Origin of the sequence: Bartonella raoultii, assembly GCF_019659805.1 — a bacterium.
GTDB classification, from domain to species: domain Bacteria; phylum Pseudomonadota; class Alphaproteobacteria; order Rhizobiales; family Rhizobiaceae; genus Bartonella; species Bartonella raoultii.
Map to the genome: position 1 here is coordinate 36,414 of NZ_JAIFRO010000006.1, position 24,624 is coordinate 61,037.

General features: G+C 36.0%; 23 protein-coding genes. 20 read left to right on the forward strand and 3 right to left on the reverse strand.

The annotated features are described in order from the left end of the window. Positions 1–3: 3 nt before the first annotated feature. From K3248_RS06295 to K3248_RS06315, 5 genes are all read left to right on the forward strand, one after another. Positions 4–663, forward strand: coding sequence for a protein-L-isoaspartate(D-aspartate) O-methyltransferase (locus tag K3248_RS06295; RefSeq protein WP_220717541.1), 660 nt, complete (start codon positions 4–6; stop codon positions 661–663). Positions 664–792: 129 nt separating this feature from the next. Further along, a complete protein-coding gene (locus K3248_RS06300) occupies positions 793–1,935 on the forward strand; it encodes a M23 family metallopeptidase (protein WP_220717542.1) in 1,143 nt (380 codons plus the stop codon). Between the two features lie 409 nt (positions 1,936–2,344). Then, positions 2,345–2,797 (forward strand): preprotein translocase subunit YajC, encoded by a 453-nt coding sequence (gene yajC, locus K3248_RS06305; RefSeq protein WP_220717543.1) that lies wholly within the window; start codon positions 2,345–2,347, stop codon positions 2,795–2,797. Positions 2,798–3,303: 506 nt separating this feature from the next. Then, entirely contained in the window at positions 3,304–3,690 is a 387-nt protein-coding gene (locus K3248_RS06310) for an Mth938-like domain-containing protein (RefSeq protein WP_220717544.1), read from the forward strand. An 801-nt stretch (positions 3,691–4,491) separates the two neighbouring features. Further along, positions 4,492–5,352, forward strand: coding sequence for a phytoene/squalene synthase family protein (locus K3248_RS06315; RefSeq protein ID WP_220717545.1), 861 nt, complete (start codon positions 4,492–4,494; stop codon positions 5,350–5,352). Between the two features lie 258 nt (positions 5,353–5,610). On the opposite strand, the gene K3248_RS06320 is transcribed toward K3248_RS06315, so the two are convergent. Further along, on the reverse strand, positions 5,611–7,497 hold the full coding sequence (locus tag K3248_RS06320) for a peptidyl-prolyl cis-trans isomerase (RefSeq protein WP_220717546.1): 1,887 nt from the start codon (positions 7,495–7,497) through the stop codon (positions 5,611–5,613). Positions 7,498–7,650: 153 nt separating this feature from the next. Here K3248_RS06320 and tpiA point away from each other — a divergent pair, with 153 nt between their 5' ends. From tpiA to K3248_RS06395, 15 genes are all read left to right on the forward strand, one after another. Beyond that, positions 7,651–8,415 (forward strand): triose-phosphate isomerase, encoded by a 765-nt coding sequence (gene tpiA / locus K3248_RS06325; RefSeq protein WP_220717547.1) that lies wholly within the window; start codon positions 7,651–7,653, stop codon positions 8,413–8,415. Positions 8,416–8,496: 81 nt separating this feature from the next. Next, positions 8,497–8,922, forward strand: coding sequence for a preprotein translocase subunit SecG (gene secG, locus K3248_RS06330; RefSeq protein WP_220717548.1), 426 nt, complete (start codon positions 8,497–8,499; stop codon positions 8,920–8,922). Between the two features lie 129 nt (positions 8,923–9,051). Further along, positions 9,052–10,680, forward strand: coding sequence for a CTP synthase (pyrG, locus tag K3248_RS06335; RefSeq protein ID WP_220717549.1), 1,629 nt, complete (start codon positions 9,052–9,054; stop codon positions 10,678–10,680). A 33-nt stretch (positions 10,681–10,713) separates the two neighbouring features. Further along, a complete protein-coding gene (gene kdsA / locus K3248_RS06340) occupies positions 10,714–11,550 on the forward strand; it encodes a 3-deoxy-8-phosphooctulonate synthase (protein ID WP_220717550.1) in 837 nt (278 codons plus the stop codon). A gap of 76 nt (positions 11,551–11,626) precedes the next feature. After that, on the forward strand, positions 11,627–12,895 hold the full coding sequence (eno, locus tag K3248_RS06345) for a phosphopyruvate hydratase (RefSeq protein ID WP_220717551.1): 1,269 nt from the start codon (positions 11,627–11,629) through the stop codon (positions 12,893–12,895). Positions 12,896–12,998: 103 nt separating this feature from the next. Next, positions 12,999–13,406: an NINE protein gene (locus K3248_RS06350; protein ID WP_220717552.1), complete on the forward strand. Its 408-nt coding sequence runs from the start codon at positions 12,999–13,001 to the stop codon at positions 13,404–13,406. A 334-nt stretch (positions 13,407–13,740) separates the two neighbouring features. Then, entirely contained in the window at positions 13,741–14,148 is a 408-nt protein-coding gene (locus tag K3248_RS06355; protein ID WP_220717553.1) for an NINE protein, read from the forward strand. Between the two features lie 762 nt (positions 14,149–14,910). Further along, positions 14,911–15,258 (forward strand): TM2 domain-containing protein, encoded by a 348-nt coding sequence (locus tag K3248_RS06360; RefSeq protein ID WP_220717637.1) that lies wholly within the window; start codon positions 14,911–14,913, stop codon positions 15,256–15,258. A 175-nt stretch (positions 15,259–15,433) separates the two neighbouring features. Further along, positions 15,434–15,751 carry an FtsB family cell division protein gene (locus K3248_RS06365; protein WP_220717554.1) on the forward strand — a complete coding sequence of 106 codons (318 nt, stop codon included), beginning with the start codon at positions 15,434–15,436 and terminating at the stop codon, positions 15,749–15,751. A gap of 141 nt (positions 15,752–15,892) precedes the next feature. Then, positions 15,893–16,933 carry a pyruvate dehydrogenase (acetyl-transferring) E1 component subunit alpha gene (pdhA, locus tag K3248_RS06370; protein WP_220717555.1) on the forward strand — a complete coding sequence of 347 codons (1,041 nt, stop codon included), beginning with the start codon at positions 15,893–15,895 and terminating at the stop codon, positions 16,931–16,933. A 16-nt stretch (positions 16,934–16,949) separates the two neighbouring features. Next, a complete protein-coding gene (locus tag K3248_RS06375) occupies positions 16,950–18,314 on the forward strand; it encodes a pyruvate dehydrogenase complex E1 component subunit beta (RefSeq protein WP_220717556.1) in 1,365 nt (454 codons plus the stop codon). A gap of 14 nt (positions 18,315–18,328) precedes the next feature. Further along, on the forward strand, positions 18,329–19,675 hold the full coding sequence (locus tag K3248_RS06380) for a pyruvate dehydrogenase complex dihydrolipoamide acetyltransferase (RefSeq protein WP_220717557.1): 1,347 nt from the start codon (positions 18,329–18,331) through the stop codon (positions 19,673–19,675). 224 nt (positions 19,676–19,899) lie between these two features. Further along, entirely contained in the window at positions 19,900–21,360 is a 1,461-nt protein-coding gene (gene lpdA, locus K3248_RS06385; RefSeq protein WP_220717558.1) for a dihydrolipoyl dehydrogenase, read from the forward strand. 74 nt (positions 21,361–21,434) lie between these two features. Continuing rightward, complete coding sequence (gene lipA, locus K3248_RS06390; protein ID WP_220717559.1) at positions 21,435–22,397, forward strand: lipoyl synthase; 963 nt, start codon at positions 21,435–21,437, stop codon at positions 22,395–22,397. Between the two features lie 2 nt (positions 22,398–22,399). Then, positions 22,400–22,861, forward strand: coding sequence for a type II toxin-antitoxin system RatA family toxin (locus K3248_RS06395; protein WP_220717560.1), 462 nt, complete (start codon positions 22,400–22,402; stop codon positions 22,859–22,861). Between the two features lie 84 nt (positions 22,862–22,945). Here the strand turns inward: K3248_RS06395 and K3248_RS06400 are convergent, their stop codons facing one another. Next, positions 22,946–23,434, reverse strand: a complete 489-nt coding sequence (locus K3248_RS06400) for a CinA family protein (RefSeq protein WP_220717561.1) — start codon at positions 23,432–23,434, stop codon at positions 22,946–22,948. Further along, positions 23,431–24,624, reverse strand: coding sequence for a bifunctional 2-C-methyl-D-erythritol 4-phosphate cytidylyltransferase/2-C-methyl-D-erythritol 2,4-cyclodiphosphate synthase (locus K3248_RS06405; protein ID WP_371875518.1), 1,194 nt, complete (start codon positions 24,622–24,624; stop codon positions 23,431–23,433). The genes K3248_RS06400 and K3248_RS06405 overlap by 4 nt, the downstream gene beginning before the upstream one ends.

A 24,624-nucleotide genomic window follows, 5' to 3' on the forward strand; every position in this document is an offset into this window, starting at 1 on the left:
ACTATGGGGCAAAAGGATATTTTACGATTTCGTGAAGAATTGGCCAGTCTTGTACTGAAAATGCGCAGTAAAGGAATTGATGATGTTCGCTTTTTTTCAGCATTTGAAAAAATTCCACGTCAACAGTTTGTTTCTGCTCCTTGGTTTAATAGTGCTTATGATAATAAAGTTATTCCAATTGAGTGTGGTGAATATATTGAGCGTTTGGAAGAGCAGCTTTTAATTCTTTCTGCATTATCGTTGAAAAAAAAACATCGTATTTTAGAAATTGGTACGGGATCTGGTTTTTGTACTGCTCTTATGGCATGTTTGAGTGACCGTGTAATAACTATTGATCGTTATAAAACACTTATTGATTTGGCACAGCAGAAATTTCAAAATCTAGGACTTGAAAATATTATTGTACGGCAGATTGATGGAAGCCGTACAGTCACAGGCTTTGGATCATTTGACCGTATTCTTATTTGGCCATCACGGACTGATGAACCAAAGGAGTTTTTAGAACTTTTAGCAGAAAACGGAATTCTTATTCAAGCGATAGGACCAGATGAGGGGGTACAAACGGTAACGCGTTATACAAAAATTGGTAATCGATTTGAATATTTAGAAATGTTTCAAGTGCGTTATCAACCTTTTATTGAAGGTATAGCGGAAGTGCTTTGATTTTCAAAATACAGATGATACCATTTTTTATTGTGCAGATATTTATGTATTAAACACATTATTTTAACTCTTAGGTAATATTAAAAAGCTTTAATAGGGTAAATTGAGTATTGGTGAGTGAGCAAAACTATGTGTTTAAAAGTTTTGGGTATTATTTTCCAGCGTTATCGGGAGATAGCTTTTTTAGCCATAATAGCGATTCTTTCAGGATGTAGTTCTAGCACGCAACGTTTTACCAATACGTTTTCTACACAATCAGCTGTATCGACAACTATGCCTGTTGCTTCATCAATGTTATCATATGGTGGTATGATACAAAGCACTGAATTGCCGCCTGTAGAGTCAAGTAATGATTCAGAAAACTATAACAGTGCTTCATATAATTCTCAAAGCAGAATTCTTTCTCCTGATGGTCGGACTATGGGAGCTCCACCACGCAATCTTGGAACGCTTTCTCGTTCACAAGTGAATAATTCTCCTATTTTTCAGAAAAACTCTTACATTGTCCAAAGCGGCGATACACTGTTAAGCATTGCGCGGCAAGTAGGAGTTAGTGTTGATGCACTAAAATCGGTAAATGGTATAAAGAATAATTTTATTTATATTGGTCAAGTACTTATGCTTCCAAGCAAGTCTACAGTTTCTCATTCCAATACTAGACATAATGGCTGGATAACACCAACAAAAAAATCTTCCCTTCAGTCTCAAACGGTAGATTCTATAAAGCATCAAAAGAATCGACCTTTCTATAAAGCTCCTGCTATAAGCACACCTTCTACAAAGATTCACAGGTCAGATGTTGGACAAAGTACTGCTACACAAAGGCCTTCATCGAGTTATGAAACAGATATTTCAGATACAATGATGAATGGTCTACCTCCGCAAGCTAGTGGAATTTCTAAGATGCGTTGGCCAGTAAAAGGACGTTTATTAAGTCAGTTTGGTCAAAAGAAGGGCATGACAATTAATCGAGGAATAGATATTTTCGCGCCTGAAGGATCATTAGTAAAAGCAGCAGAAAATGGTGTTGTTATCTATGCGAGTGATGGATTAAAAGAGCTTGGCAATGTTGTCATGATCCGGCATGAAAATGGTATTATTACTATTTATGGCTATAATAGTCAGCTTTTTGTTCATAGAGGACAAAGGGTGAGGCGTGGTGCTGAAATTGCTAAATCTGGTATGTCAGGAGATGTTAAAACGCCACGTGTTTATTTTGAAGTTCGTAAAAATTCGTTACCTGTTGATCCTCTCAAATATTTAGAAAACTAATATCTAAAGACGTTATTTTGAATAATCTATCCTTACTTACGTTCTTTAAGAAAGATAATCGCATATGTTTAACTAAATGAGTAGTGTATCAATAAAAAATTCATTCTTTTGAAGAGAACAATCAGTCAGACTCATTAAAAGTAAAAAAGTTGTTGTGCATCATTTATTTTTCTAATGAGTGAGGGCTTTCATGATTATGCTATATGAAAAGAGAAATAAACGGTTTTGTTAGAAGTTCTTTCTCATTGTCTTCTATTTCTTAAAGATTTATTGCCTTTTTATAAAGCTATAATTACATTGTGTAGTTATCGCTCTGCGTAATAGATTCTCTAAGAAGAGAGCTTTTTGAGCTGAAAGCTTATTTTAGTAGAGTGGAAAATATCTGAAGTTTAATCTATAGGAGATAAAAATGTTTATTACGAACGCTTATGCTCAAGTTGCAGGCGGTGCTTCCCATGGAACCTCACTTATTACATTTGTTCCGTTCATTCTAATTTTTGGAATTATGTATTTTTTTCTTATTCGCCCACAGCGTGCACAAATGAAAAAGCGGCAGGAAATGCTTGATGCTGTGCGCCGTGGTGATACTGTTATAACAGCAGGTGGTGTTATTGGAAAAGTTACGAAAGTTTATGGCGAAAGTGGTGAACTGGAAATTGAAATTGGAGATGGTATACGTATTCGTGTGATCCGTTCAACATTATCGGATGTTCGTGTTAAAGGGGAACCAGTCTCTGGAGAAAAAGCAAAATTTAATACGAAAGTCAAGACTTCAGAAAAATCTAAATCGAAGGTCCTAAAAAAGGAAAATGTGAGTACATCTAAAGAGGAAAAAGCTAAATTAACGAAAGAGGAATCTTAAAATATAACTATAGTTTTCTGTAGTTCATAAACTTATCTCATAAAAATAGCTGGTATTTCTATAAAAGCTATTTCATGGCGTAAGTGATTTTAGAGTTGATAAGTGAATATGAATATTTGCGTTGTTTGTTTAGCTCTATTTAAAAAAAATCATTTATGAAGTATAATAACAATTCTTATTATCTTTTAACTAAGGCCATTACTCCATGTAACAACTCATTTTTTGTTTTTAAGTGATGGAGTATAGGTATATTTCTAAAAATTATATATTTTAAAAAAAATCGATATTGTATCATGTCTTATTACACATTTTTTTCATGTGATCTGAAGCCGTTTTCACAAAGTGCTTGTTATATTATTAGGAGTAATTTTTCTATGAAAGCTTTTGCATCAATATCGCTATGTGAGTTATAATCGACATATGAATGTCAATAATGGTTCTTTCATTGTTTTGTTTTTTAAGAAGAAAATGCAATTGATATTTAGAAAATAAGGGGCAGTTATTTTATGTGTCATGCAATTCAGATTCGTGAGGCACATTTTCCGGGGCGTGCTTCCATAGATGCTTATGGAAATGGCGGTTTTCGCTTTGCTGATATGTCACATAGGGGGTCTATTATTTGTGTACCATCAGGTATTTACAGTCTTGATATGGCAGAGCCTATTCCTACGAAAAAAGATCTTTCTCGTGTTTTAGAAGAAGCATCCGAGATTGAAATTTTGTTAATAGGTACTGGAGTTGAATTATTACGATTACCTGAAGAGTTACGGATGCTTTTATGGGAAAAGCGTATTTCATCAGATACAATGAGCACAGGTGCAGCAGTGCGTACATTTAATGTTTTATTAGCTGAAGATCGTGCAGTTGCTGCATTATTATTTGCAGTGGAATGATATATTGTGTCATAAAATTGATATGTTTTTTCAGAGATCAAGAATCATTTGGTTGTTTATATCATTAGGTTTTTGGAGTTTTGATCAATGCGAGAGTAAGCCTTTACAGTAATCTCTCTTTATATAAAGAAATAGTGGCACCTTTTATCGTAAAAAATACTTTCAACTATAACATTTTAGGATTTTCTTTTTACTTATATTCATTTTTTAAATTTATGCGCTGTTTTTATGTGCATTTGGATACAGATAAAAACTTAAAAAAAGTGTAAAAGTTAAGTAGAGAGCAAAAAAACAAGATAAAGCTTGGATCAAAGAAAAAACGGATAATGGTTAGAAATACACTGACTTATAATTTAGTTTTTTAAATCATGAGAGAGCAAGTGGGGAATAGCGTAAATGAAAGATATAACAAAGATTTTAAAAAATTTTGTTAATCATTGTATTGCGTTAAAAAAATAAAGAATATCCATAATATTTATGCACTTTTATGATGATTGTGGTTTTTTATTACCGTAACATGATAGCTATCAATGGAAAAATCAGCTTTCATGATGTTATTGAAGCTCTGCTGCGAAGTCGCCATAGGGTAGCTCTTAAGTTAATCTTTAAAAATTAAAAAACTTTGAGAACTTAATGTAGCTAAAAAATATCTAGAAAAAAGGTCTTGATTTGTAATACGTTGTAAAGACACGTTTAAAGTCTTATTTTCGTTGCTGTATTTGTTCATGTATCATGTTTAAAATATCAAGAAAAACAAAAGAGTAACCATAAATAAAAAAGAAAGTGAATAGGTATAGTAGAATGGCAGGTTTTCGTCCTTATTGTTTTGATATTCTACGTGCTACAGATCGTGATCGTTATATATCGGTTTTATTCGCACCTAAAAAAAAACGTAGAGCATTAAGTGCATTATATGCTTTTAATGCAGAGGTTTCTCGTATCCGCGAAAGTGTGCATGATCCATTAATCGGTGAGATACGATTACGCTGGTGGTATGACTCTATTGTAAAAGGTGAAATACAAAAGAGTGAAAGTAATCCAATTTTGAATGATTTATTTATGGCAATGACTCTTTTTAATTTACCAAAGACAGCTTTTTTACGGTATTGCGATGCACAGATTTCAGACCTTTATCACAATCCAATAAAAACGCTTAGTGAGCTCAAATTATATTGTAGCGAAACAGCAGGGATAATTTTACAGCTTTCTTGCCAGATATTAGATCCTGATGTAGCACAAGATTGTACAGATTCTTATAAACACGGTGGTATTTCTCAGGGGCTAAGTGGTGTGCTTCGTCTTTTATCATTTATGAAACCACGGTATCAATATTATTTACCTGATGATATACTCAAAATTGTAGGAGTGGAAAGAAAAGAGTTAGAATCCAATCGTGTGAGTGATGAACAAAAATGCCATATTATTGAAGCTATGATAGCATTATCACAAGAGCATTATAGCAAATTTTACGCACATTTGAGTATTTTACCTAAAACACTTAGACCAGCTTTTCTTCCATTGGCAATTATACCAGCATCTTTACAAAAAGCAGCACAGTTAAAAGCGGCAGTTTTTCAAGAAAGTGCAACCTTACCCTTACTTCATCGTTATTGGTTTATAACAAAAGCAGCAATAAGCAGTAATTTTCCAACTATCTTATAATCAAAGAGTATCTCACAAAGAGAATAAACAAAATACAAGCAAATTTTTAAGTATTAAAGCTATAATATGATAAATTTAATTTTTCTCCTTATTTCAAAACAACAATAAGCTGGTAAAAATATATCCAAGGGAGTGGATATATTTATTTATTATACTGAATATATTATCTTCGTAGATAATATAACTTTTTCAATTATAGAAAAAATGATCATCATAATTCTATCTAATAAATGTTTAAAATTATTTGTAACATTTTTATTAAAGAGTAGGGAAAAGCTTATTATAATTAGCATTATTAATTTTTAATGGATATTCTTTATTAGCAACCTGTAGCATCTGCAGTTTTATATCTTCTCTTATCATCATATCTATGTTGGTACGGATATCTTGTGAAAGGGTATGGGCAGTGATATCTTTAGGCATGGTTACGGTTTTTATTTGATAAAGGATACGATTTGTTGCGACTGGACCTTTTATAATGCCATAATAGCCTTTGGGGTTAGAAAATAATACCTTAATGCCTTCAACACCAAAAATTTCAGAAGAATCCTTACGCTGTAGAGTTGGGGTTGTTTGTTTTACGCCACCAAGTGCATGAGCAAGAGAACTAAAACTTTCTCCTTCAGAGAGTTGTTTGAGAGCATTTTTAGCTTTTTCATCAAGAAGACGTTGGGTTTCTTGAATTTTCCATTGAGCCAGAACTTTTTCTTTAACTGTATCAAATGTTCTCTCACGAGAGGGAATAATTTTATCTATTTTATACCAGAGATATCCCCCTTTTTGCAGAGAGAGTGGATCAAGATCAATGCCTTCATTTGATTGATAGATAGAGTTTAAAAAAATATCTTTTTGAGGTAAGTCTGTTAGTATAGTACCTTCAGGCGTTTTTCCTGTTTTATCAATGGTAATGGTATGAAAAGGTAATTTATATTGATCAGCAAGTTCTTTGAGAGTAGCGCCCTCAAAACGTGCATTTTCAATTGCAGTATAATTTTTACGAATCTTATCTGCAGCACGATTTTGAGCTAGTGTTTGGCGAATTTTTTCTTCCACTTTTTCGAAAGGAATAGGAGCAGAAGGTACAATATCTGTTACGCGAATGATAACAGGTCCTTGTAAATCATTAATAACAGCACTAACTTCTCCTTGTTTGAGGTCAAAGATCTCAGATGCTAGATGATTAGGAAGTTCACTTTCTGTAAGAGGTCCTTTTCTTATATCATTGAGAGTCTTTTTTTCAGCTCTAACCAATTCATCAAAACTCAATCCATCAGCTATTTTTTTTGCTGCATTATCGGCTGCTTTACGTGTAGAGAATCGCAATTCTTCAATGGTGCGTTTTTCAGGAGTTATAAAATGAGAAGCATTTTTGTTATAATAAGCTTTTACTTCATCTATTAAAATATCTGTGGGTTTTATAATCTGATGAGGTTCCATAGATAAGAAAGAAACAGTACGGTACTCTGGAGCACGAAATTCACTTTTGTGCTGTTCAAACCATTTTTGCAGTGTTTCTTGATCGGGGGAAACAAGCATTTCCTTTTCTTTCAGATCAATAACGAGATAATCGGCAGTACGTGTTTCTCCTTGGTAAAGAGCGAGTGCTTTATAAAAAAGATCTGGCGCTTTTATTCCAGATAGTGAAGCTGAAAGAAGCTGATTACGCTTTTCTTTTTTTATATAATAATCAAGGAAAGCACTTTCGTTAATATGGAGTTGCTGAAGATAGTTACGGAACAAATCTTGATTAAAAACACCATTGATTTGAAATAAAGTATCAGCCCCAATAAGATGGGCTATAGTATTTTTAGAAAGATTAATTTTCATTTTACGTGCTTGTTCATCAAGAAGTACATCTTGTTGCAACTGATTAAAAACAAAAGTGGGAATTCTATATTGTTGTATTTCATCTGGCGTGAACATTCGTCCAAGACGGAAAGCAAGAGCCAAACGTGCACTTTGATCAGCAAATGCAAGACGGTAGCCATCAATTGTGACAGTAGATTTTCCAGAAGTAATCAGGTTTTGATCACTTTTTTTGTGTAACTGTGGTATTCCCCATAAAAGAATGAAGCATAAGAGCAAAATAGCAAGAAAAATTCTAGCAATCCAAGAATTTGTAGCGTTTCTTATGATGTCAAGCATCGTTCAATTCCATTTTTAACATGAATTATCATCAAAGTTTTTATGGAATTTGCAATAAAGACGCACAAGATGCAAGCTTAAAGACTTGCATTCATTTTATAATTTGATACCTAAATATAAAAAAAGCGTTGTAATAATCTTTGAGGTAAAAATATGTCTCCAAATATTCGGCCTTTTATTGCTGGAAATTGGAAAATGAATGGAACGAGCGAATCTCTTGGAGAATTGCGTGCCATTGCTGCTGGTGTTAGCTCTGATTTAGGGCGTTTATTTGAAGCACTTATTTGTGTTCCATCAACACTTTTATCACGTGCTTATGATACATTAGATGGCGAGAATCTCCTTTTAGGAGGACAAAACTGTCATTTTGATGATTATGGTCCTTATACAGGAGAGGTTTCAGCTTTTATGCTTAAAGAAGCAGGAGCAAGTCATGTTATCATTGGACATTCAGAACGTCGCACAATTTATCAAGAAAGTGATGAAATCGTTTGTGCAAAAGTAGAAGCAGCATGGCGAGTAGGTCTTGTTGCTCTTGTTTGTATTGGAGAAACATTAGAGGAGCGCAAAAGTAATAAAGTGTTCGATGTTCTTACGCAGCAGCTCGCAGAATCTTTGCCAGATGATACAACAGCAGAAAATACTATTATCGCTTATGAGCCTGTATGGGCTATAGGAACAGGCAATACAGCGAGTGTAGAAGATGTTACAAAAGTTCATGACTTTATTCGTGATGAGATGCGTTCTCGTTTTGGTCATGAAGGAGATAAAACGCGCTTGCTTTATGGTGGATCAGTAAAACCATCTAACGCATTTGAACTTTTGAGTATCCCTCATGTTAATGGTGCTTTGATAGGTGGAGCAAGTTTAAAGGCAACCGATTTTTTAACTATTTGCGATATTTATCGTAAATTATAATAGAGAAATTTTGGTTTTCCCTTGGATTATATGCTATTTATGTGTAAAGAACCATAAAAAGTTATTTAAAGAGCAGGGTTTATGCAAACAGTACTTATTGTTATCCATTTTTTGATTGTCATTACTTTGGTTGGCGTTATTTTAATTCAGCCTTCAGAAGGTGGTGGGCTTGGTGCAAGTAGTAGCGGTTCAGGGTTGATGAGAGCGCGTGGGGCTAAAAATCCATTAACACGTTTAACAGCTATTTTAGCATGCTGTTTTTTTGCCATCTCTATTGGACTTACCGTAGTGGAGAATATATCGAATTCTAGTTCTGATATTCTCAAGCGTATACCGATTCATTCAAAACAAGATGCTACAAATGAAGATGCTCCAGAATCAGTGCTACCATCAAATAGTGATTCTCAACCTTCTATCCTTGAACAATTAAAGGGTTCTTCTCCTGCAGTTGAAAATCCAGTTCCACCAGCTCTTGAAAATCCAGTTCCGGATAATGATACAAAGTAATTTTTTCAAGAGAATCTCATATTTTAAAAAAGGTGGTTTTTCACCTTTTTTCTTTTATAGAAGAAAAGTTGTTTCTTTTTGCATTTTTTGCTGGAAAAATCATTATAAATTGCTTATCACCATAAGCCCATGGCACGTTATGTTTTTATTACTGGTGGTGTGGTTTCTTCCCTTGGAAAAGGCATCGCAGCGGCGGCTTTAGCTGCATTATTACAAGCTCGTGGGTATCGTGTACGGCTTCGCAAACTTGATCCTTATTTAAATGTTGATCCAGGAACAATGTCGCCTTACCAACATGGTGAGGTGTTTGTGACCGATGATGGTGCAGAAACAGATCTTGATCTTGGTCATTATGAACGTTTTACGGGACGTTCTGCAAATAGCCAAGACAATATTACAACGGGGCGTATTTATCGCAACATCATCGAGCGAGAACGACGTGGTGATTACTTAGGGGCGACGGTTCAAGTTATTCCTCATGTTACAGATGAAATTAAAAAATTTATTACTACAGGAAATGAAGAATTTGACTTTGTTTTATGTGAAATAGGTGGAACGGTTGGTGATATTGAAGCAATGCCTTTTCTTGAGGCGATTCGTCAGCTGCATAATGAATTGCCAAGGCAAAATGTTGTTTATGTACATCTTACATTAATGCCTTATATTTCTTCGTCTGGTGAATTAAAAACCAAGCCAACACAACATTCCGTTAAAGAATTACAATCAATTGGTATTGCTCCTGATATTTTGTTAGTGCGTGCAGATCGAGCTGTTCCCAAAACGGAGATAAACAAATTATCACTTTTTTGTAATGTTCGTCCAACTGCAGTTATTCAAGCATTGGATATGCCAACGATTTATGATGTTCCTATGGCATATCATAAAGAGGGATTAGATTCAGAAGTTCTTTCTGCTTTTGGAATTAAACACTCTCCTGAGCCCCAAATGGATCGTTGGAAAGATATTACATACCGGCTTTATAATCCTGAAGGGGAAGTTACAATTGCTGTCGTTGGTAAATATACAGGATTGAAAGATGCTTATAAATCTCTTACCGAAGCGATTACGCATGGTGGTTTAGCGAATAAAGTGAAAGTAAACATTGAATGGATTGAGGCAGAGCTTTTTGAAAAAGCAGATCCTGCTTCTTATTTACAAAAAGTGCATGGAATTTTGGTTCCAGGTGCTTTTGGTGCGCGTGGTGCAGAAGGTAAAATTCGAGCTATTCAGTTTGCGCGGGAGCGTAAAATTCCCTTTTTAGGCATTTGTTTTGGGATGCAATTGGCTTGTATAGAAGCGGCGCGGAATATTGCAAATATTAAGGATGCTTCCTCAAGTGAGTTTTGCGAAACAAAAAATCCAGTTGTCGGTTTAATGACAGAATGGTTCAAAGGAGATATCCTTGAGAAACGTACACAATATGGTAATCTCGGTGGATCAATGCGGCTTGGTGTTTTTGCAGCTGAATTAAAAAAAGAGAGTCATATTGCTAAAATTTATGGAGTAACAAGGATTTATGAGCGTCATCGTCATCGTTATGAGGTAAATATCGATTATAAAGATGTGCTAGAAAAATGTGGTTTAATTTTTTCGGGTCTGTCTCCAGATGGCATTTTGCCAGAAACGATAGAATATGCAGATCATCCATGGTTCATCGGTGTTCAATATCATCCAGAACTAAAATCACGTCCCTTTGATCCACATCCACTTTTTTCTTCTTTTATTGAAGCGACTGTGGAAAAAAGTCGATTGGTTTAGTTTATAAATCGGATTCTACTTTCGGAGAATAAAATGTCAGAGCCAAATGCCATTGTAAAAGTTGGAAATATTGTTTTTTCAAATGAGACACCTCTTTCATTAATTGCAGGACCATGTCAGATAGAAAGTCGGGATCATGCTTTTGAAATGGCGGGGCAGATTAAGACAATTGCGGAGCAAGTAGGTATTGGATTTGTTTATAAATCGAGTTACGATAAAGCTAACAGAACGTCTCTTACTGCGGCACGTGGTATTGGTCTTGAAAAAGCAATGGTTATTTTTTCAGATTTGAAGAAGGAGTTTGGCTGTCCGATATTAACTGATGTGCATACAGAAGAGCAATGCACAATTGTTGCCCCTGTAGTTGATATTTTACAAATACCAGCTTTTTTATGTCGTCAAACAGATCTTTTGATTGCTGCAGCCAAAACAGGACGTGCCATTAATATTAAAAAAGGCCAGTTTTTGGCACCGTGGGATATGGAGAATGTTTTAAAAAAGGTGACTCAAAGTGGTAATGCAAATATTATGCTTTGTGAGAGGGGCACTTCATTTGGTTATAACCGTCTTATTTCTGATATGCGTTCATTGCCTATTTTACGTTCGTTTGGAGCTCCTGTTATTTTTGATGCGACCCATTCTGTTCAGGAGCCAGGTGGTCAAGGTAATTCATCAGGTGGACAGCGTCAATTTGTTGAAATTTTAGCGCGTGCAGCTGTTGCTGTCGGAGTTGCAGGTATTTTTTTAGAAACACATCAAGATCCAGATAATGCTCCTTCTGATGGAGCTAATATGATTAAAATTGATCATTTACAAAGACTGCTTGAGACTTTAATGGAGTTTGATTATTTATCCAAAAAGATTAATTGAAAATGCAGTTATAGAGGGTATTGCTTCATTATGGCGTTAAAAATAAATCAAGAGTTTCGTTGGGTAAGGAGTGCATATGACTATAATTGTTGATATTATTGGGCGTGAGGTTCTCGATAGTCGGGGTAATCCAACGGTAGAAGTTGATGTCCATTTAGACAATGGAGCTTTTGGACGCGCTCTTGTTCCTTCAGGGGCATCAACAGGAGCGCACGAAGCCATTGAGCTTCGTGATGGTGGTAAACGCTATGAAGGAAAAGGTGTCGAAAAAGCAGTTGCTGCCATAAATGGCGAAATTTTTGAAGAACTTTGTGGGAGAGATGCAAGAAATCAAATTGCTATTGATCAAGCAATGATTACCTTGGATGGAACAGCAAACAAAGCGCGTCTTGGTGCAAATGCACTTTTGGGCGTTTCTTTGGCAGTAGCAAAAGCAGCAGCAGACTCCTTAAGTTTGCCTCTGTATCGTTATATTGGTGGTGTGCATACACACATTCTTCCAACGCCTATGATGAATATTATTAATGGTGGTATCCACGCTGATAACTCTATTGATTTTCAGGAGTTTATGATTATTCCTGTAGGTGCTTCTACAGTAAAAGAAGCAATCCGCTATGGTGCTGAAGTTTTTCATATGTTAAAAAAGCGTTTAAAAAATGCAGGCTATAATACCAATGTTGGAGATGAAGGTGGTTTTGCCCCTCAATTTGAAAATGCTGAGCAAACTATTGATTTTATTATGGAGGCTATAATAGCCTGTGGATATAAGCCGGGTGAACAAATTGCTCTTGGTTTAGACTGTGCTTCAACCGAACTTTATAAAAATAGTTCGTATTTTTATAAAGGTGAGGGTAAGTGTCGTGATACTCAGGAACAGATAGATTATTTAGCACAGCTTGTTCAAACTTATCCCATTATTACAATTGAAGATGGTATGGCGGAGGATGATTGGGACGGTTGGAAGCTATTGACCAACGCCATTGGTCAAAAGTGTCAGCTTGTTGGTGATGATTTATTTGTAACAAATTCAGCACGTTTAAGTGATGGTATCAAAATGGGGGTAGCAAACTCTATTCTCATTAAAGTTAATCAGATTGGCACTTTGAGTGAGACACTTGATGCTATAGAAACAGCACATAAAGCAGGCTATCGTACTGTGATATCACATCGTTCAGGTGAAACGGAGGATTCTTTTATTGCAGATCTTGCTGTTGCAACAAATTGTGGACAGATTAAAACTGGTTCACTTGCACGTTCAGATAGGTTGGCAAAGTATAACCAGCTTATTCGCATTGAAGAAATGCTAGGAGCACAGGCATGTTATGCTGGTAATTGGTCAAGATGATAGTAGTGAATATCTATGCAGGTAAAATATTAGATTAGTCAATATTATCAAGAGGGTATATTTAATTATAAGAGAAGGGGGTAACGAGTTTATAGGTGTAAAGATGAGAGGAATAATTATTAGTCAGGATCAGGGAACATATCTTGTTTCCGGTGATGATGGTAAGCGTTATCAGTTTGCAACTTGGGATTGGTTAGGAAAAAATCCACCAAGGATAGGTGATAGCGTTGATTTTATGTGTGAAGGCGATAGCGTTAATTCTGTTTTCCCATTGTTGCAACCAAACTCAGAGCCTTCGAAAATGATGCTTGCACTCATTTGTTGGGTTTCTGGTATATTTGGTGTTCACCGTTTTATGGTTGGTAAAGTAAAAACTGGTGCTTTAATGCTTATTCTCTCTTTATCGATTGTTGGATTGATGATTACAGGAATTTGGGCAATTGTCGACTTTATAGTTATTGTTGCAGGAAGGTTCACCGATAAAGATGGAAAGCAAATTACACGCTGGTAAAGCTTTTACATTACAATAAAATATATAATGGTGAATTGTTTTTACTATGCAGTTTTATTAAGTTATTGAAATAGGATGTGCATGGTTGATTAAGAGTATACAAATACTGTACCGTTTTGTGTGGAAAAAGTAAAAATAATCTCTTTGTAAAGTTTGTTTTGTATTGTAACTGATGATGAAGATAAGCTATTTAGTCTTCTTTATTTATATAATTAATACAAATTGTATCAATAAAGTAAAATAAATAAATACATTAAGGAATTATGGTAAAACGTTTTTATAAGAATTCTTCTTTATAAATGGCGTGTGGCTAGTAGTTTTATAGGTGTTGAAGATGAAAGGTATGATTATTGGTCAGGATTCGGGGACATATTTTGTTTCAGGTGCGGATGGTAAGCGCTATCAATTTGAAACTTGGGATTGGCTAGGAAAAAATACACCGAAAGTGGGTGATGCTGTTGATTTCGTGTGTGAAGGTGATACGGTTAAATCTGTTTTTCCGCTCTTTGGCCATCAAACGGCAGAACGATTAAAATTGAAATTGGCAATTTTTTGTTGTTTTGTGGGTTTTATCGGAGTTCACCGCTTTATGGTTGGTAGAATTGGGACAGGTATTTTAATGGTTCTTATCTCTTTGACAGTTGTGGGGCTAATTGTTACAGCGATTTGGTCAACTATTGACTTATTATATATCCTAACAGATCGTTTTACTAATAAAGATGGAGACGAAATAAGAAGTTAATCAATACTGAATTTGGTATTATAAATATAATCGTTAAATAGGTTTTATATGCTTTGAGTAGAGCTAAGGGTAGGTTTTATAATTAATAACAATAAATTGTTTTTGTAAGGATTTGATAATTACGATTTTTATAAAAGTTATGAATTGTTTAGAAAATATTTAAAGAGTATTGTACGTAGAGATTATTCGGTCTTATTATCCAAATAAAAGAATCGTATAAATCGATTTGTATTTTTCTCCTTGAGAGTAGGATTGTTAGAGGGGGAATCATTAATTTTATTCTATTTATTGCCGCTAGAAAATTTACCGACGAAGACGGAAAACAAATTACATGTGGCGAAATCTTCTGGGTTACAAGTAAATATCTATCTTATAATAATATATAATAGTAAATATCATCTAATATGTATCTTTATTAAGTTATTGAAATAGAATATGCATAGTTGATTAAGAGTATAAAGAAGAGCTATGCATGTTTTATAGAAATAAAATAGCAATAAAAATTGCTTATCGTATTTTGTATTGCTGAATAGTGGTGGGGGAATTAAAAACTACTGGGGGATTTTAAGCTGCGTTATTATATTTATTTGAGTACATACAGCTTTGTGTTTATTTCGTGGAGATCATCAATATATTATTAACTATTAAAAGAGCAAATTTATTTCATATTTATTAGGTGGTAAAGATGAAAGGTAAGATTATGACCAGAAGCAAGGAAATTATCTCGTTTCAGGTGATGATGGTGCTCGCTATCAATTTGTGATGCGGGATTGGTTAGGAAATAAAACACCAAGGATAGGCGATAGTGTTGATTTTGTGTGTGAAGGGGATAGTATTAAATCTGTTGTTCCACTTTTAGATACTCTTCTCTTAAATGAAAGACAATCACAACATTCACAAATTTTATTAGCATTTGCTAGTTTTTTTGTAGGGGCATTAGGTATTCACCGCTTTATGGTTGGTAAAGTAGGGACGGGGCTTGTAATGCTTCTTTTAACTCTAACAATTTTTTTGACGCCTATAACTGCGATTTGGGCATTTATTGATTTTATAATGATTTTGACAGGATCTTTTACCGATAAAGATGGACATAGAGTTAAAAATTCGTAAACACTAAATTAAATATTGTGATACAAAAGTAGGTAATATGGTATAGTGTGAGGAGGGTGAATGTAGCCTAATAAATTATTGGCGTATGTAGATTTGGTAATGAGGTATTAATTAAAATTATGCATAGTTAGGTACGATATTTAAGAGTATTATGCTATAAAGACTGTGCTATTTTATGTGGACAAAGCAAAAACGCAGATCGATAAAAACACGCTTTGTACTACCACTTATAACGGTGGGAGTCTTGAGCTATTTCAGTTATCATATTTATCATGGTGAATATGGATTATATTCACGCAGTGAAGTGAATCAACATATTAGTGAATTAGAACAGGAACTTTATAAAGTAAAAACTGAGCGAATATTTTTTGAAAAGCATATTGCTCTTTTACGCAATGGTCACATTGAAAAGGATATGTTGGATGAATATATCCGGAAGAATTTAAATTTTTCTCGGTCAAATGAGTTGACAATCTTAACACCTTGTAAATGATATTAAAAGCGCGTGAAAGATCGCTTAAATTTAGAAAATACTTGGAAAAAATTCTCTATGATATCATTTAAAATGATTGATAACGCTTGTAACTTTTGTTCGTAAAGGTTATGCCTAAATAATCATAAAAGGGAGTTTAATATGGCAGAACGACTTAAAAAAAATTCTGCGCCGGTAGTGCATACAGCATTATCAAGCATGACAAAAAAAGCGCCAATAGCCAACTTTACAAAAGAAGAAGAAATTGATGCCTATCGTGAAATGCTCTTAATCCGTCGTTTTGAAGAAAAAGCAGGACAACTTTATGGCATGGGGCTTATTGGTGGATTTTGTCATCTTTATATTGGGCAGGAAGCTGTTGTTATTGGAACACTGAAAGCAGCAAAAAAGGGTGATCAGGTTATTACGTCTTATCGTGATCATGGCCATATGTTAGCGGTTGGAATGAGTCCACGTGGTGTTATGGCAGAATTAACAGGGCGTCAAGGTGGTTTTTCAAAGGGAAAAGGTGGCTCGATGCATATGTTTTCTAAAGAGAAGAATTTTTATGGTGGACATGGCATTGTTGGTGCACAAGTTCCGATTGGTTCTGGTTTAGCATTTTCGAATCGATATCTTGGTAATGATAATGTGACATTGGTTTATTTTGGTGATGGTGCTGCCAATCAGGGACAAGTTTACGAAAGTTTTAATATGGCTTCGCTTTGGAAGCTTCCAGTTGTTTATATTATTGAAAATAATCAATATGCGATGGGAACATCTGTTGCACGTGCGTCTGCAGAGACTGACTTTTCCCGTAGAGGTCTTTCTTTTGAAATTCCAGGTATTGTTGTTGATGGTATGGATGTTCGATCTGTAAAAGGAGGTGCTGATGAAGCGATCTCTTGGGCACGTTCGGGTAAAGGGCCTATCATTCTTGATATGCAGACCTATCGCTATCGTGGTCACTCTATGTCTGATCCAGCAAAATATCGTTCAAAAGAAGAAGTCCAGAAAATAAAAGAGGAACATGATCCGATTGATCAAGTAAAAAGTCGGATTCTTAAAAAAAATTGGGCGAGCGAAGATGACTTAAAATCTATTGATAAAGAGATTCGCGCGATTATTGCTGATGCGGTGGATTTCGCAAAGAGTGATCCAGAGCCAGAAGCTTCTGAGCTCTATACTGATATTTTAGTTTGATGCAAGGGGAGCAAGTATGTCTATTGATATTTTGATGCCAGCTCTTTCACCGACAATGGAAGAAGGTAAGTTGTCGAAATGGCTCAAGAAAGAAGGCGATAAAGTGAGCTCTGGTGATATAATTGCTGAAATTGAAACTGATAAAGCAATGATGGAAGTAGAGGCTGTTGATGAAGGAACACTTGGTAAAATTTTTGTGCATGAAGGTTCTGAAGGCGTAAAAGTAAATACGGTTATTGCAGTTTTATTAGAAGAAGGTGAACGTGTGGAGGATATTGTGAAACCAAACGATTCTTTACAAAAATCTGTGGAAGCACCGCCATCTTTGCCTTCGTCAATACCACAATCTCCTACTTTTGATAAAGTTCCTGATTTTGATATTCCAGCAGGAACGCAAATGGTTACAATGACGGTACGTGAAGCGCTTAATCAAGCTTTGGCAGAAGAGATGCGGCGTGATGAAATGGTTTTTCTCATGGGGGAAGAAGTTGCGGAATATCAAGGTGCTTATAAAGTAAGCCAAGGTTTATTGGAAGAGTTTGGTGTGCGTCGTGTTATTGATACACCAATCACAGAACATGGGTTTGCAGGATTGGCTGTTGGTGCTGCTTTTGGAGGATTGCGTCCCATTGTGGAGTTTATGACATTTAATTTTGCGATGCAGGCAATGGATCAAATTATCAATTCTGCAGCAAAAACACGTTATATGTCTGGTGGACAAATGACTGCTCCTATGGTTTTTCGTGGTCCAAATGGTGCAGCTGCACGTGTTGGTGCACAGCATTCTCAGTGCTATGCTGCGTGGTATAGTCATATTCCTGGGCTTAAGGTTGTTATGCCTTATAGTGCTGCAGATGCAAAGGGTTTATTAAAAGCTGCTATTCGTGATGACAATCCTGTTATTTTCCTTGAAAATGAAATTTTATATGGTCATCAATTTGATGTTCCTCAAATAGATGATTTTGTTTTGCCTCTTGGTAAAGCACGAATTCATAAACCTGGACAAGATGTTACAATTGTTGCATGCGGGATTGGAATGCATTATGCCGTTCAAGCATTACCAGAAATTGAAAAATTGGGCATTGATGTTGAATTAATAGATTTACGAACTATTCGTCCAATGGATCTTCCAACAATTCTGACGTCAGTTAAAAAAACAGGGCGTTTGATAACGGTTGAAGAAGGCTATCCACAATCATCTGTTGGGACTGAGATTGCAACACGTGTTATGCAACAGGCTTTTGATTATCTTGATGCACCAGTTGCTACAATTTCTGGCAAAGATGTCCCAATGCCTTATGCAGCTAATCTTGAAAAATTGGCTTTGCCTAGCATTGCTGAAATTGTTGAAGCCGTTAAGGCTGTGACTTATAAAGCATAACGGAGGAAAGCACTATGCCCATTACAATTACAATGCCTGCGCTTTCTCCTACGATGGAAGAAGGGAATTTATCAAAATGGAATGTTAAAGAAGGAGATAAAGTTTCTTCTGGTGATGTTATTGCTGAAATTGAAACAGATAAAGCGACAATGGAAGTCGAAGCCGTTGATGAAGGAACGATTGCTAAAATCGTTGTTCCTGCTGGAACGCAGGGTGTTAAAGTAAATAGTGTCATTGCTATTTTAGCAGCAGAAGGTGAAGATTTAGCAGAAGCTGCAAAAATTATAGAAGAAACCTCTTCTTCTTTTGCAATGAGAAAATCAGATAAACTAAAAGAATCGGAAGATCAAAAGCAGATAAACTCAGAGGATGCACAAGTATCTCATGCACCATCAACGCAACCATTAATACAGAAAGATAAAAAGGATAAACGTCTTTTTGTTTCTCCTTTAGCACGGCGATTAGCAGCTCAGGCGGGGTTTGACTTATCACTGATTTCGGGAAGTGGTCCCCATGGACGTATTATTAAGCGTGATGTAGAAAAAGCTATAAGTAGCGGTATTTTTGAAGTTTCTCATGTATCACAAACAACACAACCGGTCGCTGAAAGTATTTCTGACGAACAGATACTAAGACTCTTTAAAGAGAATGAATATACATTTTCACCTCATAGTAATATGCGTAAAACAATCGCCAAACGTTTAGTTGAATCAAAGCAGAAAGTACCGCATTTCTATGTAACAGTAGATTGTGAGCTTGATGCATTATTGGAGATTCGTGCGCAATTAAACGCTGCTGCTCCAATGGTTAAGGCTCAAGAGGGAGTTAAGCCAGCTTATAAGCTTTCTGTTAACGATATGATTATTAAAGCTGTAGCTCTTTCTTTAAAAGCGGTTCCTGAAGCGAATGTATCTTGGCTTGAAGGTGGGGTAATTCATCACAAATATTGCGATGTTGGTGTTGCTGTTTCTATTCCCGATGGATTAATTACGCCTATTATTCGTCACGCAGAGGAAAAGTCTTTGTCAATAATTTCTAATGAGATGAAAGATTATGTAAAGCGTGCACGTGAGAGAAAGCTGAAAATGGAAGAATATCAGGGAGGAACAACTGCTGTATCAAATATGGGAATGTATGGTATAAAAAGCTTTTCTGCTATTCTTAATCCACCACATGCAACAATTTTTGCAATTGGTACGGGTGAAAAAAGGGCTGTTGTCAAAAATGGTGAATTAGTGGTTGCAACAGTTATGTCGGTTACACTTTCTGCTGATCACCGTGCTGTTGATGGTGCATTAGCAGCAGATCTTGCGCGGACTTTTAAGAAAATGATTGAAAATCCATTAACGATGCTCATTTGACCTGTTTAAAAATCGTTTATGTACACGTCTATGTGTATCATATGCTAAGAAGGTAACAACAGATTTAAGAAGTTTAAAGCATGATTTTATTGTTTCTTCTGATTTAATCAGAAACATAAAGATAAAGCTTAAGTAAAGAGTACAGGAAAATTCTGCCATGTTTGTTTTTATTTTAAGCTTAAAGGGTGCATATTCATTTTGTATATATCCATGGAGGGATTACTGTGGCAAATCTTTATGATGTAATTGTGGTTGGATCTGGTCCTGGTGGATATGTAACTGCAATTCGTGCAGCGCAATGTGGTTTTAAGACTGCAATTGTGGAGCGTGAGCATTTGGGCGGTATTTGTTTGAATTGGGGATGTATTCCAACAAAGGCCCTTTTGCGTTCAGCAGAGATAAAGCATTTTGCTGAGCATATGAAAAATTACGGACTAAAGCTTAATGGTTCAATAGAAGCAAATATCAAAGATATTGTAGCACGTTCTCGTGCGGTTTCAGCACGTTTGAATGCTGGTGTTGGTTTTTTAATGAAAAAAAATAAAATTGATGTTATTTGGGGTGAAGCAAAGCTCACTAAGAAAGCACAAGGAAACCAACTCGCAGAAATTACAGTTTCTCCGTCCTCCAAACCCGTTATGCAACCGCAAAATCCAGTTCCTAAAGGGACATTAGGGGAGGGAACTTATCAAGCAAAGTACATTATTATTGCAACGGGGGCACGTCCTCGTGTTCTTCCTGGTATTGAGCCGGATGGAACATACATTTGGACTTATTTTGAAGCTATGATTCCTCAGATAATGCCTAAATCGCTTTTAGTCATGGGCTCTGGAGCAATTGGCATTGAATTTGCCTCTTTTTATCATGATATGGGAGCTGAAGTAACTGTTGTTGAAATGATGCCACACATCATGCCAGCTGAAGATATTGAAATTTCTACATTTGCGCGTAAACAGTTGGAAAAAAAAGGCATGCGCATTCTTACAGAAGCTAAAGTAACAAAGGTGGAAAAAGCTTCTAATTCTATTACAGCACATGTTAATGTGAATGAAAAAATAGAAAAAATCACAGCTGATCGTTTGATTTCAGCTGTTGGGGTGCAGGGAAATGTTGAGAATCTTGGGTTAGAGGCATTGGGTATTAAAGTAGATCGTGGATTTATTGTTACTGATGAATGGAGCTGGACAGGAGTAGAGGGTATTTATGCTATTGGTGATGTATCTGGAGTTCCTATGTTGGCCCATAAAGCAGAGGAAGAAGGTGTGATATGCATTGAGCATCTTGCAGGTTTGGAAAATGTTCATCCGCTTGATAAGAAAAAAATTCCAGGATGTACATATTGCACACCGCAAGTTGCTTCTGTAGGACTTTCAGAGGTGGCAGCAAAAAAAGCAGGATATGATATACGTGTTGGTCGTTATTCTTTTTCAGCCAATGGCAAGGCTATTGCTTTGGGGGAAGATCAAGGATTAGTAAAAACAATTTTTGATAAAAAAACAGGACAGCTTCTTGGAGCGCATATGGTGGGTGCAGAAGTAACAGAACTGATACAAGGTTTCGTCATTGCCATGAATCTTGAAACAACCGAGGAAGAATTGATGCATACTGTCTTTCCACATCCTACATTATCGGAAATGATGAAAGAAAGTGTTTTGGATGCTTATGATCAAGTTTTAAATGCCTGATGATTAAATTATATTTGAATCTTATATATTACGATTTTTCATCGGTATTTCATATTTATAAGGCAAAGACTTAAATGGTTACGGTTGTTGATAGAGTTACAAATAGGCGCTTACGTCATCCTGAAAAAGCGCATCTTCCGGATACAAGCATTCAAAAAAAACCGGATTGGATTCGTGTAAAGGCACCAACATCACCGATATATAAAGAAACGCATAGTATTGTACGTGCTCATAAATTAGTGACTGTATGCGAAGAAGCAGGTTGTCCAAACGTAGGTGAATGTTGGAGTCAGCGACATGCTAGTTTTATGATTTTGGGTGAAATATGCACACGGGCTTGTGCGTTTTGCAACGTTACAACCGGTATTCCGCTTGCTGTTGATAAAAATGAACCAGAACGTGTAGCGGATGCGGTAGCACAGATGGAATTAAAACATGTTGTTATTACATCTGTCGATCGTGATGACCTTGCTGATGGTGGTGCTGAGCATTTTGCAAAAGTTATTTATGCTATTCGTCGGAAAGCACCTAAAACAACAATTGAAGTTCTTACACCTGATTTTCGCCATAAGGATGGAGCTTTAGAAATTGTCGTTTCTGCTAAGCCGGATGTTTTTAATCATAACTTAGAAACAGTTCCCTCTAAATATTTAAAGGTTCGTCCAGGGGCACGTTATTTTCATTCTATTCGGTTGTTACAGCGTGTTAAAGAACTTGACCCAACAATTTTCACAAAATCGGGAATTATGGTTGGTCTTGGGGAAGAGCGAAATGAGGTTCTGCAATTAATGGATGATTTGCGTTCTGCAGATGTTGATTTTATGACTATTGGGCAATATTTGCAGCCTACGCGAAAGCATCATCCGGTTATTCGTTTTGTTCCTCCTGAAGAATTTGAATCCTTTGCCAAGATTGGTAAAGTGAAAGGTTTTTTACATATGGCTTCCAATCCTTTGACACGTTCTTCTCATCATGCCGGAGATGATTTCGCAATTTTGCAAAAAGCACGTGATGAAAAATTTGCTTTACAGAGATAGTTATGCCGGCTTTTACTACACATCGGCAGGTTGCTCATAGTGCTCGTGAAATGTTTGATCTTGTTTCTGATATTGAACGTTATCCTGAGTTTTTACCCATGTGCGAGGCTTTAATAGTTCGTTCTCGCAAAGAATATGAGGAAAAAACATTACTGATTGCTGATATGACAGTTGGTTATAAGGTTATCCGAGAAACTTTTACGACCCAAGTCTTTCTTCAGCGGAAGAAAAATCTAATAGAGGTTCAATATATTGATGGTCCATTCAAGTATCTTGAAAATCGTTGGATTTTTCATAGTGTTGAGGAGAGTAATGCATGTAATGTAGAGTTTTTTATTGATTATGAGTTTAAAAGTAAAATGCTTGGATTCGTGATGGGCTCAATGTTCGATATTGCTTTCCGTAAATTTACAGATGCCTTTGAAAGACGTGCACACCAAATTTATGGCTTTCCAGTTACATAATTGATTTTGTTTATATGACATATATAATAATCCGTAAATTATTATACTAATGGTATAAATATACAAATAGAGATCTAAACAATATTATTGAAGACAAGTTAAGATCATTTTAAAAGCGTGTTCAACGGCTCTATGGCGAATAGTATTACGATCGTGCTTGCCAAAGCGCATTTCTTGGTGCAAAGTTTTGTGCCCTTTGTATGCAATGGCAAAATGCACAAGTCCGATAGGTTTTTTAAGACATGCTCCTCCAGGGCCTGCAATTCCTGTTACAGAGACTACAATTCTAGCTTGTGAATATTTTAATCCACCCTCAGCCATTGCAAGAGCAACCTCTTGCGAAACGGCCCCATAAGTTTTTATAAGTTCAGCGCACACACCAACAAGTCGTGTTTTAGCTTCATTTGAATAAACAACAAATCCACAATCGAGTACATCTGATGATCCTGCAATATTAGTAAGATTTGCAGCAATAAGCCCTCCTGTACAAGATTCAACAGTTGCTAGAAGTAAACCTTTTTTACGGCAAGCTGTCAGGACTTCATGTGCTTGTTTTTCAAAAAAATATGTCATGTGGGAATTCCTCCTGGATAAAGGACGCTTGCTGTTGCAAAAGCTGCAATGCCTTCACCGCGACCAATAAATCCAAGCTTTTCATTTGTAGTTGCTTTTATGGAGATTCGGTCGGATGAAATTGTGAGTATAGCCTTAAGATTTTCTATCATTGTATGACGATAGGGAACAATTCTAGGTTCTTCAGCGATCAGTGTGATATCAACATTGGCAATACGCCCACCTGCTTTCTTAATAATATCAAGAGCATGACGGAGAAAAATTTCTGAAGATGCATTTTTCCATTGAGGATCAGAGGGAGGAAAATGTGTGCCAATATCTCCAGCACCTTGAGTAGCTAAAAGAGCATCTGTTAATGCATGAAAAGCAACATCAGCATCAGAGTGTCCATTTAATTTTTTATGAAAAGGAATTTCTATGCCACATAATATAAGTGAAGTTCCTTCCTCAAAAGAATGAACATCATAACCATTGCCAGTACGAATATCAGGAAATATTTGCATTTTTTTCTGAAGATATAAATCTGCGGTATGAAAATCTTCTTGCCACGTAATTTTTATATTATTAGGATCACCGGGAATGGTACGCATAGGAATCCCAAACCATTCAGCAATTGCAGAGTCATCAGTAAATTCTTTATTGCAAGCATGTTTTGCTTTTTCATGGGCCGCTAAGATGTGTTCAAAGGGAAAACACTGCGGAGTTTGTGCACTATAAAAATGAGTACGTGGAATTGTTTCTACAACATAGTGTGCATTATTTACACGTTTAAGAGTGTTAGAGATAGCGAGAACGGGGAGAACACCTTCTTGATGATTAACAGTTGTATGAATTTTTTCAAGAAGCTGATTTTCAACAAAGGGACGTGCACCATCATGAATATGTACATATTGAGGTTTAAAGCTCTCAAGTGCACGAAGCCCATATAAGGTGGACATTTGACGTGTATTGCCCCCCTCAATGATGAGGAGGTGCTCTTTAAAATTAGCGAGTGCTTTCTCACAGATTTGATGGTCTTCTGGATGAATCACCAGAACAATCGTTGTGATAGCTGGGTGCTGCAAAAAACAACGCACACTATGACAAAGAACGGGTTCTTGTCCCAAAATACGATATTGTTTTGGAAGTTTATGTGAAGATCCTGCTCTTTTACCACGCCCAGCGGCTAATATGATTGCTGCAATAGAAAT

Bases quoted from the DNA above. Each gene is read 5' to 3' on its own strand.
- K3248_RS06295 (WP_220717541.1), top strand. From the start codon at position 4: ATGGGGCAAAAGGATATTTTACGATTTCGTGAAGAATTGGCCAGTCTT.
- K3248_RS06300 (WP_220717542.1), top strand. From the start codon at position 793: ATGTGTTTAAAAGTTTTGGGTATTATTTTCCAGCGTTATCGGGAGATA.
- yajC (WP_220717543.1), top strand. From the start codon at position 2,345: ATGTTTATTACGAACGCTTATGCTCAAGTTGCAGGCGGTGCTTCCCAT.
- K3248_RS06310 (WP_220717544.1), top strand. From the start codon at position 3,304: ATGTGTCATGCAATTCAGATTCGTGAGGCACATTTTCCGGGGCGTGCT.
- K3248_RS06315 (WP_220717545.1), top strand. From the start codon at position 4,492: ATGGCAGGTTTTCGTCCTTATTGTTTTGATATTCTACGTGCTACAGAT.
- K3248_RS06320 (WP_220717546.1), bottom strand. From the start codon at position 7,497: ATGCTTGACATCATAAGAAACGCTACAAATTCTTGGATTGCTAGAATT.
- tpiA (WP_220717547.1), top strand. From the start codon at position 7,651: ATGTCTCCAAATATTCGGCCTTTTATTGCTGGAAATTGGAAAATGAAT.
- secG (WP_220717548.1), top strand. From the start codon at position 8,497: ATGCAAACAGTACTTATTGTTATCCATTTTTTGATTGTCATTACTTTG.
- pyrG (WP_220717549.1), top strand. From the start codon at position 9,052: ATGGCACGTTATGTTTTTATTACTGGTGGTGTGGTTTCTTCCCTTGGA.
- kdsA (WP_220717550.1), top strand. From the start codon at position 10,714: ATGTCAGAGCCAAATGCCATTGTAAAAGTTGGAAATATTGTTTTTTCA.
- eno (WP_220717551.1), top strand. From the start codon at position 11,627: ATGACTATAATTGTTGATATTATTGGGCGTGAGGTTCTCGATAGTCGG.
- K3248_RS06350 (WP_220717552.1), top strand. From the start codon at position 12,999: ATGAGAGGAATAATTATTAGTCAGGATCAGGGAACATATCTTGTTTCC.
- K3248_RS06355 (WP_220717553.1), top strand. From the start codon at position 13,741: ATGAAAGGTATGATTATTGGTCAGGATTCGGGGACATATTTTGTTTCA.
- K3248_RS06360 (WP_220717637.1), top strand. From the start codon at position 14,911: ATGCGGGATTGGTTAGGAAATAAAACACCAAGGATAGGCGATAGTGTT.
- K3248_RS06365 (WP_220717554.1), top strand. From the start codon at position 15,434: ATGTGGACAAAGCAAAAACGCAGATCGATAAAAACACGCTTTGTACTA.
- pdhA (WP_220717555.1), top strand. From the start codon at position 15,893: ATGGCAGAACGACTTAAAAAAAATTCTGCGCCGGTAGTGCATACAGCA.
- K3248_RS06375 (WP_220717556.1), top strand. From the start codon at position 16,950: ATGTCTATTGATATTTTGATGCCAGCTCTTTCACCGACAATGGAAGAA.
- K3248_RS06380 (WP_220717557.1), top strand. From the start codon at position 18,329: ATGCCCATTACAATTACAATGCCTGCGCTTTCTCCTACGATGGAAGAA.
- lipA (WP_220717559.1), top strand. From the start codon at position 21,435: ATGGTTACGGTTGTTGATAGAGTTACAAATAGGCGCTTACGTCATCCT.
- K3248_RS06395 (WP_220717560.1), top strand. From the start codon at position 22,400: ATGCCGGCTTTTACTACACATCGGCAGGTTGCTCATAGTGCTCGTGAA.
- K3248_RS06400 (WP_220717561.1), bottom strand. From the start codon at position 23,434: ATGACATATTTTTTTGAAAAACAAGCACATGAAGTCCTGACAGCTTGC.